Raw genomic sequence first — 13,348 nt, 5'->3', positions numbered from 1 at the left:
CTTGGCAATTACGTTGTTAAAATTATCTGTAGTTAGTGCGAACAATTAAAAGTACACGCTGACAAAAGCACGGATTACATTGGCCGAAAACCCATAAAATGGTTCGTTGCCCACTCCGCCATCAGCAGTAGGGTCTCTAAAGTTATTGTATTGAAAGTCAATATAATCCCATTGCAGCGATGCTTCTGAACGCGTGTTGCCAAACGATACCGAGGCGGGTAATTGATAGGTAATGCCTATCCCGTAAGTGATGTCGCTAAAGTCACTGAGTTCTTTGTCGCGCGCAAGGTAGTTTTGTGCGTCGCGATAAGGAAACAAATCACTGTAAAATTCAGCTTGAGTTTGCTGGTAATAACGCACTTTAAATTCTAATTCGAGACTGTCGCCCAGCGGATGTCGATATCCAAGCTCTACATCACTGGCGGTGATTTCCCAGCTGTCGTTAAAGTGGCGGTAATGAAAAAACAAGGCTGCGCGATAAGGTAAAAAGTAACTGGCAGATAATTTTGCCGCAAACGAGTTGCGAGTTTCTGGGTACACTTCTGCCTGATAAGCCACACCTGATGGAACGCTGTTGTCTACGTATCTCACTGTGCGGTATGGGTTATTTAAATAACCACTGTCGGCAATGGCTTCAACGTTAATACTCGCCGTAAGGTTGCGGGTTAACACTTGATTGATGCCAGCGCGGATACGATATTGCTCGCTCTGCTCTTCAAACTGGTCATCACCATTACGTTTAATTTCGTTGTCGCCATAAGACAACCCCAGATTTAAATTGGTTAAATCACCAAAGGTGTCTTGTGAGACATTGATGCTAAATGATTGCGCTAAATAATCGTCTTCATCACTTTGACGCAGGTTAAATGACATCAAGGTTTTGTCATGCAGGTATTCAACACCAAATTGACCTTCGTTACGCTTTTCTGTGTACGCACTGGCTGTGCTGATAACATCTACCGATGCAGATGAAATACTGTCTAAATAATAATATGCGGTAAATGCGACCGATTCAGAGGTCTTTTTTCTGAGTAACACTGACGGACCATCAATGGTCATGCCGCCACCTTCGTAGCTGTGATACAACACATCAGCACGATCAGGATCGAGCACCGCAGCTTGGACAGACAAGCTCGTCATACTGACAAGTAGTACCGCCAATAACTTAACGCCTTTATTGATAAAATTAGTTACAACCACAACCACCACCTCCGGTTCCTTCTGCGCCACGGGCCGATTCACGACCTTCAAGTACGTGAGCCATATGCATGCTGGCACTTGGATGACGATTAAAGCGCATGATGGGGTCGGCTAAGTTTTGACGCTCGTATGGTTTAACCCAAGGCTCAATGCCCATACTCGTGCAGCCGCTCAAACTAATTAAGCTTAATAGCGCAATGCAATTAAGCGATAAAGCCGTGACGCGAGGAGATAAGGTGTTTGTCATCAATTTATTCTCTAATTAGCTGTTTAATGGCCGCAGCATACTTTTTATCAAAGCCGTCTTTATAGCCTTGAAATATAAAGCGCACATTACCATCGCGATCAATAATCACTGTGGTTGGCATGGCTTCAACTTGATAGGTCTTAGACAAAGAATTGGTTTGGTCGAAAAATATCGGAAAACGTAAATCAAGGTTGGCTAGAAAGTCTTTGCCTGCTTGGTTTTCTTGTTCAACATTAATGCCCCAGACTTGAACGCCGAGGTATTGATACTTGTCTTGTAATTTTTGCAAAATCGGCATTTCTTTACGGCATGGTCCACACCAAGATGCCCAAAAGTTGATCAAGATAATCTCGCCACGTTGCTCGGCTAAATTGAGGTTAGTCCCTTGCTGGTTTTTTAAGGTGAAGTCGGGTGCAGCTTGGCCAAGCGTGAGCGCCTGTACCTGCATCGACAACAATATTGCACCTAATGCAATAAGACATTTACCACTAAATCGACTGAACAACATTGTATTTCCTTATTGGTTTTACTTTTGCTACTCGAATATTCTATGGTCTCTTTTAACGACCACTATCGAGGTGGATTAAAAATAGAACGACACACCCGTAGCAAAATTCAGGTTATGGGTTGTTTTAGACGCGCTAGTGACCTCGGTATTAAACAGGTAATCACTCATGCTTAAATCCCATGCTATCCAGTCGGTTAAAAATACTCGGTAGTTTGCTGTGAGGTTGAAGGTAAATTGCTCGTCACCGGCAAACTCGGTACTGCCGCCACCTAATTCGATTGAAAAGACACTGTTAAACACCGTGTCTTTACTGAAAAAGATTTCACCAGGCAACAAGTTATAACCAATGTTTAAGCCGTAATAAGTTAACTCGCGCTCATCGTCAGTTAACAAAGGGGCTGCGTTAGACAGTTTTTCAAAACTGGTTTCACCTGCTTTGGCTTGAGCATAGCGAGCTTTGACATAAAAGTGCTCGCTGATGTGGTAACCCACATGGGCACTTATCCAAGGATTTGATTCAAAATCCTCAATCGACAAAATACCGCCTTGAATACCCACTTCAAAGTTTTCAGTATCAATCACATCATCAAGCACTGTTCGACGTTCTACATCGGCTTTGACTGTGGTTGGAACATCGTCTGCTGCAAATGCTGCTGAGCTTGGCGTTAATGCGGTCAGCGCTAAGGTACTAGCGGTGAAAAAAGGCACTAAAAAAATACGCTGAATCCTATTTTCCATGTTTGGATCTCTTCATTTTCATCTCGGTCGGTTAAGGCTAACGAGAGTTTATATTCGGCTCGTAATAAAAAATTACGTGCAAGGTGATATTTAATCCCAACCGCAGCACTCATTAAGGTGCTGCGACGCGATTCGGTGTCGGCTAACACACTATGGGGCTCGGTATTAATGATCCCCGCGCCAACGCCAATGTATGGCACTACGATTAAGTCGGGTAGAGGTTGGCTAAACAGCATGACTTCAAATACATCACTGTCTGAAATGCTCCCCAGTGCTTTGCCCGCTGATATTTCAGCACTAAATACGGGGGTAAATGCATAGCCTGCATAGATATTGTAAAAATTGGCACCTTCTAAATCGCCGTACATGACACCGGCTTCTATTTGACGATTGATGACGTCTTGATCTGTGATTAAATTGGTATCAATGGCTTGGCCATCTTGGGATAAACCTTTTAGGTTATCTTCATGAAACCAACCTTCAACGCCACGTTTGTTTTGCACTTTTAACCAGGACGTACGCTTAAGCAGCACTGTGACTATGTCATTTTTTTCGATAATCGACACCACAGGGTAGCCAGCACTTGGCCCAGAATGTAGCTCAATAAAGGGCACATCGATACGCAAACTTGGGTTGTCGTCGGCCTGTAATACGGGGCTTAAACACAGTATTGTCAGTAGCAAAAAGGTGTTTCGTAAATATGTTTGCATAATTCCCTATCGCAAAGTCATGAAGCAAACCTATGGTTTTGCTTGTGGCATGCTTTGTTAGTCCTGTGAGTAAAATGGCGTGTTGTAATATTGCGCGCCAATGTCTAACCATTCGTTAAGTAATTTGAGCTCATCGGCCGACAGCATATTTTGATGAGTGGTGTTATTCATCACCTCAAAAAATGTGTTACTTGAACGCGCGCCATTAGTCGATAAAATAGCGGGCACATTGACTGTGGTTAACACTGGGATAGGGTTACCGTCAGCGTCAAGAATAAGCTCACCATTACTGTCTACTTGATAAACTACGTTGCCATCGGCATCAAGCACTTCAACTAATTTATCGATTAAAATACCATCGACTTCTTCTTGCTGAACATCGTTAAAAAACAGTTCACGGTATGAGGTTAAGTGTGCAGCTTGATCGCTTGAAGGTGAATTGATTAACGACAACTGTCCCGCAGGCACTTGCGCCGCGCCATCGGCATCGGCATCGACGATATTATGGCAACTGGTACAAGTGTTATCGGCAACGTTTATTTGAGTTGTTGCGTCTATAACGGGTCGAGCTAAGTCCCACAGCGGTTGAATATGTTCAACATAATTGATTTGAATGCGGCAATAGGGCGTCCAATTGTCAAAGCATTCGCTACCATTAGGCGCCGGTGTGGCCAAATTACTGTAACTGTATTCAACATTTGGATTAACGGCAGACAATACTGGGTTAGTCCAAATATCTTGATATTTAATACTGTCGCTAAGCTCGGCAAGGCCATTGACCATGTCATTGGCTTCGGCCATGGTTTGTCCTTGCGCAGGAATGATATTACTCGTGGCATTAGGGTAGGCAGAACCACCCGCGGCTCCGGTATTAATGCTAGGGGCCTGGGCGTCGAGTCGGTCATGAGGCAGTTGACTGTTAGCAGTATGACAGCCGGTACATTCTAGGGTTTCACCCGGCGTTAACGTGATCCATTGATTGTGGCGTCCGCCAATACGCTGACCATTGATATCTAACACACTGATGGCCAATGGGACATTAGCAGGCACTTTTATTTTGACTGAACCATCGGGTTGAATTGGGCTATAACCGACAATTTCGCGCATGAGTTGGTTATTACTGCGGCCAAAATCGGTATTGGCAATGTCTCTAACATCGTCGGGTGGCATGGGAACACCACGCACAATCCGTAAAAAGCGAGCCGGTAAGTTGGCTGCGGGTGTTTGCGATGGGTCACTTAAACGGCTAATACCACCTACGTTGGCAGTGGTGTCGATACCATCAAAGTCATATACGCTGCGAATGTGGATAGAACCAGCCAATTCTTGACTTAGCTGTGAATCAAGTTCGTTGCCGACGACCTTGTCCGCGATAAAGGTTTTTGGTTGTGCGCTAGGTTGCATCACCACCGATTCGGTTAGCACCGTCCCTTGAGCTGTTGTGGCTACCAATTGTTGGGTGTTGTTGGCATTGTTGAGTAGCCATAGCTCGTATAAGGGATCGGCTTGAATCAGATTATCGTCAGCGAGTTGCTCCGCGGTGAGTTGACCGCAGGCGCGGACGATGTCATTTACAACAACACGACACAAATCCCAACTCATTAAAAAGCGCTGGCTGTTATCGGGTAGTGGGTATAAATGATTGATTCTACCGTTTTCTGACAATGCGGCAGAAAATGAGAAGTTAAATTCTGATAACGTGGCGTCTGTAATCGCTTCGCCTTGTGCGCCAGAATTGGCAGTGGCTTGCTGAGCGTCAATGTAGTCATCAATATTGATAAGTACCGGACGCTTTTGAATTCTGGTGTCATCCTGTGATGCCAACAACATCAATATCTCGCCGCTAGCTAATTGTTGTGGCTTGATGAAATCTATCGGCTCGGCTTGGCCGTCAAGGGGCAATTGATGCGAATGCCAGCCAAATACTAATTCGTTTTCTGTTCCGTCTGGATTCATACGGTACAGGTTAATTCCATGGCCGCCGCCCATTCGATCCCAGCGGCTGTATAAAATCTTTCCGCTTTGCAGTACCAATGGGTAAAAGTCATGGCTTAAGTTAAAGGTTAACTGCTTAATGGCGCTGCCATCTGGGTCCATTACATGGATATTAAAGGTTTCATTAGTGCGGCTTTCATCTAATGCTGTGTATTGTGGTTTACCTTCATCAAGCAAAATAGCGCGAGATAAACGTTGTCTGGTTGATGCAAATATAATTCTGCCGTCTGGCAAAAAAGCAGGCATTAGGTCATTGCCTTGCTCAGCAGTTATGTCACTCGTGATAATTCGTTCTAAGGTTTGGCTAGCAACTGTATAACGCCAGATATTCCATTTAGGTTGTTCATCGTCGTCAACACCATCGATTTCTGGTGCGCGAATGGCCATAAGCAGTTGTTGGCCATCGTCAGACACTGACAGATCGCGAATATCAATCAGCTGATCTTCTGCAAATAAGGCGGCTGTTAAATTCGTCGCAGGTGAATCAGCGAAGGCATTGCGTTTAATGAGTAATTGAGCGCCAGGATTAAAATAGGCAGGATTAAGGGATTGAAATTGTGCGGATGTTTGATCGACCGCTGTTAAATTACGCTCAATATAAGCTACTGGATATTCAACAAGAACGGGATCAGGCTGTTGATCTTTAATTGCTGTCTCAGTGTTACATCCTAATAACAATGTAATTACCGTAAACATCATAATGTTATAGCCCAAAGTCGGCCTCATTTGTTTTCCTTAACGATTTATTATTTTTGTGGGTATCATGGCAAAACCTGATGGCGCCTGACATTATTGCTTTCTAGGACCAGTGTTTCAACATTTTTTATTAAATAATTGAATACTTTATTTTGACGCTGCAAGACACTTTTTTGGCGCCAAGTTATTGGCTGCAAGTGTCAAAAAAATTAACAAAATAAAAACTTTTATTGTGAGCCGTTGAATGATTTAATCAGCACCATTCGATTTTCAGCATGTCCAACATCAATGTCAGTTCAATGTCAGTTCAATGTAAGGCAGTCAAGTGCTAACAAGGAGACAGTATGAAGCAACGACTTCGTACGGTAAAAAGCTTCAGCTTATTATCTTATTATGGAAAAACAATGCATTCTAAGGCGTTTAGGAGTGTCTTAGTACTTGGTGTGTTTGGTCTTTTCTCGATCAATGCAGTAGCGGCTAGCCTAGAGCAAGCAAAGCAACTGCACGACCGCATAACTGGTGTTCCAGCATCCGAAACCACATTGCAAAATATGGCAGCATTACTGGATGACAGCAAACCCATTGACGCTGCATACCTCGCCATGGAAACGCCGGCATTTTATTCCACTACACTAAAATTATTCGCTACGCCGTGGACCAATATTGATCAAGACATTTTTGCGCCGTTAAATGACTATTCTGCCACAGTGATTGGTGCGGTTAGGGACGATGTTGATTTCAGAGATATTCTGCAAGCAGACATGGTGTATGTGGGTAAAAACAGTTTGAATTTACCCGGTTACAATCGTAATAATAATGACCATTATCAGGCATTAGAAGACCAATTTATTGATTTAAAAGACGGCTTAGAGCGCACCACTCAATCGAGTGTGAATGGATTACCTGCGGATGCAACCGCAGGGGTGTTAACGAGCCGTGCAGCGGCAAAAGAGTTTTTTTATTTAGGCACTAACCGCGCCATGTTCCGTTTTACCTTAATGAATCATTTGTGTACCGATTTAGAGCCATTAAAAGACAACACCCGCCCAACCGATCGTATTCGACAAGATGTGAGTCGCAGTCCTGGTGGTGACAGCCGTTTATTTATTAATAACTGCTCAAGTTGTCATAGTGGTATGGATCCGCTGGCACAAGCGTTTGCTTATTATGAATATGAGTTTAACCGTGACCAAGATCCAACCGGTGAGGCAGGTGCGATAGCTTACAACACCAGCGGTCAAACCGACCCAGCCACCGGCACTCGAGTGCAAGGTAAGTATCATATCAATTCAACCAGCTTTCCTTTTGGCTATGCAACGCCAAACGATAAATGGAACAATTACTGGCGCGAAGGTCCTAATCAAAAATTGGGTTGGGATAACAGTTTGTCAGGTCAAGGTAGTGGGGCTAAATCATTAGGACAAGAGTTGGCAAACAGCAACGCATTTGCTCAGTGCCAAGTCAAAAAAGTTTTTAAAACTGTATGTTTACGAGATGCAGAAAGCCAAGCTGATATTGCACAAATTAGTGCTACTACGGCTTCTTTTAAACAGAACTCTTACCAACTTAAGCGCGTGTTTGCTGAAGTTGGCAACTACTGTATGGGAGAATGACCGTGAAGTATTTAATGGCTAAAGGCCTTGTTATTGGCTCATTAATCTTGGGGCTTTCTGCTTGTGGCGGTGGCGATGTTGAAAAAAATCCGCCTGCGCAACAAACCCCGCAATCTGACGTTTATACCGGCCCCGCAGCAGCAACGGCTGATATTCAAAAATACAAAGCATCATTGTGGGATAACATCTCAACCCAAGACAAATGCGGTGCGTGTCATACCGAAGGTAATCAAGCGCCTTATTTTGCTAGTCGCAATGATGTAAATGATGCTTATGCCGCCACGAATCCATTGGTTGATTTAACCGACCCCAAAGCATCACGTTTGGTTAGCAAAGTGGCTGGTGGCCACAATTGTTGGCTCGCCAGTGATTCAGCTTGCGGCGAAACCATGACTCAATGGATTAAATTATGGGCAGATGAACGTGTTAGCAGTGCCAATACTATTGAGCTGACCGCACCAGTTATTCGTGATCCTGGTTCAAGTAAAAACTTCCCAGATGACAACAGCTTATTTGGTCAGCACGTTTATCCCATCGTGAGTCAATATTGTGCGTCTTGTCATAACCAAGGCGTGCAAGCTGCACAGTCGCCGTTTTTTGCCAGTAACGACATTGAACAAGCTTATGAAGCGGCTAAAGGGGTGATTAATTTAGATGATCCTGCGCAATCAAGGCTTGTAGTGCGGTTAGGTTCTGAGTTTCATAATTGTTGGAGCAATTGTGTAGACGACAGCATTGAAATGCGTGATGCGATTATGGCGCTCAGTGATGGCATTGAACTTGATGAGATTTCACCAGACATGGTGATGTCAAAGTCATTGCGTTTAACCGATGGTATTACCGCCTCAAGTGGTGGCCGTTTTGAAACTGACGTGATTGCGCTTTACCAATTTAAAACCGGTGAGGGCACGATTGCTTATGACACCTCAGGTATATCTCCAGCCGCTAATTTGACTTTAACCGGTGATGTAGATTGGTTGGGCAGTTGGGGCTTGTCGTTTACTAACGGTAAAGCGCAGGCGAGTACGGCTAACAGTAAAAAGTTGCATGATTTAATTACTGCCACTGGTGAGCTTTCTGTTGAAGCCTGGGTGACACCTAATAATGTAACTCAAGAAGGTCCAGCAAGAATAGTGACCTATTCAGCAGGAGACAGCGCACGTAATTTTACCTTAGGTCAAACTCAATATAACTATGACTTTATGCTGCGCACGCAAGTATCTAGCACCAATGGCGAGCCAGCCTTAAGTACCCCAGATGCCGATGAAGTATTACAAGCCACATTGCAGCATGTCGTGATGACCTACAATGCAACGACTGGCCGCAGTATTTACGTTAATGGTCAATTGATTGATGTGGTCGATGAAGACATTGCGCCACTGGCTAATTGGGACGACAGCTTCGCGCTCATTTTGGGTAGAGAAGCGTCAAACCAGCATGTATGGCAAGGCGATATTCGCTTGTTAGCCATTTATAATCGGGTACTTGCACCTGAGCAAGTACAGCAAAACTATAATGTTGGAGTCGGTGAAAAGTTCTTTTTACTGTTCTCGATAAGTCATTTAATTGACCTTGCTAATACCTATGTGATGTTTGAAGTCAGTCAGTTTGATAACTACAGCTATCTGTTCAGTAATGCTGCTATTGTCAACATTGATGGCACGCCAGTGAGCACCAGTTTTGATGTAAAAGGCTTACGTATAGGTATAAATGGTAAAGAAAGCCCCCAAGGTCAGTCCTACGCCAATCTGGATTTATCAATATCTGCAGGGCAAGCGATTGCAGAGCCGTTTTCTATCTCGGCATTAGGCACCATTATAGCCCTTGAAAAAGGCGCTAATTTGGATGAGTTTTTCTTAACCTTTGAACAATTAGGCGAACACACCAATGTGGTGTTACCTGGGGTATTTGTTACCCCTGCCGAGTTGCCTGCAACCACTCAATCTGCACAAATCGGCGTGCGTAACTTTGCTGAAATCAATCACAGTATGAGTATGCTGACGGGCGTTGACCAGAAGTCAACTAAAGTGTTTAACACCTATCAATTAGTTAAACGCCAATTACCGAGTCTTGAAAATATTGAAACCTTTATTTCAGCTCAGCAAATGGGCATTACCCAGCTTGCCATTGCCTATTGTGACACTGCGATTGAAGGCAACACTATTCGTGGTAATTGGTTCCCTGATGTGGACTTTACTGCCGTGCCTAGTGTGGCGTTAAATTCGACGAATCGCGCTAATTTATTGAACCCATTAATTAACCAACTTATGCCGTTATCGTTAGCCAGTCAGCCAAGCCAAAGTTCAGTTTACAATGAGCTGGATAGCTTGGTGAGCAGTCTGTCGGTTTGTAGTGGCACTTGTACTGCTGAGCGCACCCGTACTATCGCTAAGTCTAGTTGCGCAGCCGTATTGGCCAGTGCCGTGATGCTAGTGCAATAGGAGGCGACAGTATGAAACGACACATAAAACGATTGATACCATTAACCGCGCAGCAGCTTAGGCAAATGGCTGTTGGACTGACTGTTTCACGATTAACTTATGCAACTGATATAGCCGTAATACAAGCACAAAAAGGATTCAACAATGACTAGACCTAAGCACCTTCATCCAGACAGTCCATTGTTGTTTGCTGATCACCGTAAGCCGATGACTAGGCGAGATTTTATTTCGACAGGCTTGTACAAAGGCGGCGCTGCAGTTGCTGGTTTGTCACTATTTAGCCTGTTTGCTAACCCTAACAATGCCCATGCGGCGTTATCGCCCGATCTTGAAGCATTAAGAGACTCTTGTGGCATCAGCGTACAAGGGGCGAGCAAAATTGCGTTTATTAGTTTCGATTTAGCCGGTGGTGCCAATATTGCGGGCTCTAATGTGTTGGTTGGCGGCGCTGGCGGGCAGCAAGATTTCTTATCCACGGCTGGTTATAACAAACTGGGTTTACCAGGTGATATGGCTCCGTCTATTGCAAACCCTAATGCGGGGATGTCTGATTTTATTAATACTGATTTAGGGCTGGCGTTTCACTCTGACTCAGCATTTTTACGCGGGATTTTAGAGAAAGTATCATCTGATACCGCATCGCGTATCAACGGTGCTGTGATCCCAAATCGCTCAGATAATGACACGGGTAATAATCCACACAATCCTATGTATGCCATTGCGGCAGCAGGGGCGAACGGTTCGTTAATGCCGTTAGTGGGCTCACGTAACTCAGATTCCGGCGGCAATTCAATGGCGCCCACCAACTTTATCGATTTAAGCAAACGGCCCACTAAAATTGATCGCCCTTCAGACGTAACGGGTTTAGTGGATGTAGGTGATTTATTCAGTTTATTGTCGCAACGTGATGCTGTGGCCGTAATGGAAAGTATTCAACGTATTAGCGCGCAAAAAATGGCGGCAGTGAACACGCAAGTTACCCGCGGTGATGTGATTAAAGATTTGGTTAATTGTGGTTATGTTAAAAGTGCTGACCTTGCCGACCGTTTTGGCGACCCATCAACATTAAACCCATTGTTAGACCCTGATATTGTCGGTCCTGGTGGCATTTTTGGGATTAATGAATTTGACTCTGAGTCTGAGTTCCAAAAAACAGCGTCCATTATGAAGTTAGTGGTTAATGGCTTTTCTGGTGCGGGCACGGTCACCATGGGGGGGTTTGACTATCACACTGGCGAGCGCGCCACCGGTGAGTTAAGAGATTTACGAGCTGGTCGCTGCATGGGCGCGTGTTTAGAATATGCTTCACGTCGCAATATGCCGTTAATGTTATACGTGTTTAGTGATGGCTCAGTTGCTAGCAATGGCCGCATCGATGACTCAATGGAAGGGCGCGGTAAAGGCGAATGGACTGGCGATAACTCATCAACAGGCGCGTCATTCTTTTTGGTTTATAATCCGTCTGGCAAACCACAATTAATGGGAGGCAGCGCCGACCAAATGGCCAGAAAACAACAAATTGGTTTTATGCGCAGCGATGCATCCGTTGATACCGCGTCAGCCCCGTCGGCCAATAACGTTAACTTGTTGGTAGAAACCGTATTGCTAAATTATATGGCTCTACATGGCGAACAAAGCCAATTTACCTCAGTTGCCCCAGGACAAGGATTAGGTAATGCCACTATGCTCGATTCGTTAACTGCGTTTCAACCGATAGTGTAGTGAATGTTTTTAGGCCAGAATTTTGTACTGGCGTATTAAAACCTTTTTGATATCTCGCTAGCTCGCATGGATGCGGCAAAATCGCCTCAAGTGCAAACGCTTCTGTGACAAGCAGCGAGTACATCTTTGTAAGCTCGGCCATGACGTCCATGTCATGGCCGGTCACTGCCGCGCTTATACTCGAGGCTCTATTTCTTTGTTGCTGGCTGTGTTTCGACACAAAAGTGCAGAGGATATTGGCTCATGGATGTGGCCTAATCACCTCAAGGGCAAACGCTTCTGTGACACGCAGCGAGTACATCCTTGTAAGCTCGGCCATGACGTCCATGTCATGGACGGTCACAGCCGCGCTTATACTCGAGGCTCTATTTCTTCGTTGCTGACGGATTGACAACTGTTAGTGATTGTTGATGTTGGTTCACAATGGATGTGACAGAATTACCTCAAGTGCAAACACTTCTGTGACATGCTGCAAGTACAATCTTTGTATGCTCGGCCATCTGTGCGTTTATCATAAAGTTTGATCATTTCTGTACCAAGGTGTATTCCAATGGGAGATAAACTCGGGCAAGGGGATACCCCTTAACCCCAAAAGCCACATGCTTCGCATGTGAAAAAATCAAAAGAATTAAAGAAAAATCAGCATGCACACTTTCTATGTGGCATGTACTGATTTTATGTACAGGTATAATGGTTTTTCATCGATTTACGCTAAAGAATGATTAAAAATCGTTCTTTAGTTGTATCGTTTTAAAAATAAAGAAATCGTAATTGTCTGATATTGTTATCTTTAATTTTTCGTCAAGTGAAAGTGAATTCTACTTTACGCGCAAGCTCGGTTTGTTTTTGTCTGTTAGACACAATTAATTACTTTACTTCAATAAGATAGCAAATGTAGGATGATATTAATCAATAACTTAAACGGCCGACTTTAAATTTATTTGGCCCTTTAATAAGCTGTTATAACTTATGATCGAGTATCCCAAACTTAACATTGCGCTTGAGTATCTTGAGGCTGCGATCGAAGAACGAGAGCTTCATCAAAGGTATTTCGCTGCTATGAATTTGGCTGGTGTAGCTGAAGAGCTGCTCGGCAAAATTATTCGTGTTGTTGGTAAAACAGATCAGCTAACTGATACGGTCAACATCCTATCTGAGATCCAAAAAGTAGGCATGGAGCATCTGGAGTGGGAAGAGAGAAGTAGGAAAGACCTTAAGAATTTACTTGGCAGCACGAAAAATAGTATCAAACACATGGATAATGTGTTTGATAAAAACGCTAAACTCTATTTTGAAGTAGAAGATGAATCAAAATGGTTAATCCAGGCAGCAATTCGCAACCTGGATATACTGGAAATCTATCATTCGGGTACTGTAAAGAGGTTCATAGATAAATATCCTGAAAGTCCAGAGGAAGAAAAGTTATAACAAACGCATTTTGTTCGCCCCCGCATTTGGGACCTTCGTTACGCTGCGGC

Annotated in this window: 11 protein-coding genes; 5 read left to right on the top strand and 6 right to left on the bottom strand. The window is 44.1% G+C overall.

Translation table 11 applies throughout. The features are described from left to right. Positions 1-45: 45 nt before the first annotated feature. The 6 genes from EGC86_RS06710 to EGC86_RS06685 form a co-directional block, all read right to left on the bottom strand. Positions 46-1,200, bottom strand: a complete 1,155-nt coding sequence (locus EGC86_RS06710) for a DUF3570 domain-containing protein (protein WP_245423117.1) — start codon at positions 1,198-1,200, stop codon at positions 46-48. Beyond that, positions 1,187-1,447, bottom strand: coding sequence for a DUF4266 domain-containing protein (locus tag EGC86_RS06705; protein ID WP_123777037.1), 261 nt, complete (start codon positions 1,445-1,447; stop codon positions 1,187-1,189). Before EGC86_RS06705 ends, EGC86_RS06710 begins: the two co-directional genes overlap by 14 nt. 4 nt (positions 1,448-1,451) lie before the next feature. Further along, positions 1,452-1,955, bottom strand: coding sequence for a TlpA family protein disulfide reductase (locus tag EGC86_RS06700; RefSeq protein WP_123777036.1), 504 nt, complete (start codon positions 1,953-1,955; stop codon positions 1,452-1,454). Positions 1,956-2,030: 75 nt separating this feature from the next. Beyond that, positions 2,031-2,693, bottom strand: coding sequence for an outer membrane beta-barrel domain-containing protein (locus EGC86_RS06695; RefSeq protein WP_245423116.1), 663 nt, complete (start codon positions 2,691-2,693; stop codon positions 2,031-2,033). Next, on the bottom strand, positions 2,663-3,403 hold the full coding sequence (locus tag EGC86_RS06690) for an SH3 domain-containing protein (RefSeq protein WP_123777035.1): 741 nt from the start codon (positions 3,401-3,403) through the stop codon (positions 2,663-2,665). The genes EGC86_RS06695 and EGC86_RS06690 overlap by 31 nt, the downstream gene beginning before the upstream one ends. A 57-nt stretch (positions 3,404-3,460) precedes the next feature. After that, positions 3,461-6,124 (bottom strand): HzsA-related protein, encoded by a 2,664-nt coding sequence (locus EGC86_RS06685; protein WP_123777034.1) that lies wholly within the window; start codon positions 6,122-6,124, stop codon positions 3,461-3,463. Between the two features lie 314 nt (positions 6,125-6,438). Here EGC86_RS06685 and EGC86_RS06680 point away from each other — a divergent pair, with 314 nt between their 5' ends. The 5 genes from EGC86_RS06680 (at position 6,439) to EGC86_RS06665 (ending at position 13,298) form a co-directional block, all read left to right on the top strand. After that, on the top strand, positions 6,439-7,707 hold the full coding sequence (locus tag EGC86_RS06680; protein ID WP_123777033.1) for a hypothetical protein: 1,269 nt from the start codon (positions 6,439-6,441) through the stop codon (positions 7,705-7,707). Positions 7,708-7,709: 2 nt separating this feature from the next. Further along, entirely contained in the window at positions 7,710-10,148 is a 2,439-nt protein-coding gene (locus EGC86_RS06675; RefSeq protein WP_245423115.1) for a LamG domain-containing protein, read from the top strand. An 11-nt stretch (positions 10,149-10,159) separates the two neighbouring features. Then, positions 10,160-10,300 (top strand): hypothetical protein, encoded by a 141-nt coding sequence (locus EGC86_RS20860; RefSeq protein WP_165872356.1) that lies wholly within the window; start codon positions 10,160-10,162, stop codon positions 10,298-10,300. Beyond that, positions 10,293-11,870 (top strand): general secretion pathway protein GspF, encoded by a 1,578-nt coding sequence (locus tag EGC86_RS06670; protein ID WP_123777032.1) that lies wholly within the window; start codon positions 10,293-10,295, stop codon positions 11,868-11,870. Before EGC86_RS20860 ends, EGC86_RS06670 begins: the two co-directional genes overlap by 8 nt. 969 nt (positions 11,871-12,839) lie before the next feature. Next, the gene (locus EGC86_RS06665; protein ID WP_123777031.1) at positions 12,840-13,298 is read left to right on the top strand and encodes a hypothetical protein; all 459 of its coding nucleotides are present in this window, start codon (positions 12,840-12,842) and stop codon (positions 13,296-13,298) included. The last annotated feature ends 50 nt before the right edge of the window (positions 13,299-13,348 follow it).

The organism is Shewanella frigidimarina (genome assembly GCF_003797125.1).
In the GTDB taxonomy this organism is placed as follows: domain Bacteria; phylum Pseudomonadota; class Gammaproteobacteria; order Enterobacterales; family Shewanellaceae; genus Shewanella; species Shewanella frigidimarina.
The sequence above is the reverse complement of the archived record's forward strand: the minus strand, read 5'-3'. Positions and strand labels throughout refer to the sequence as shown.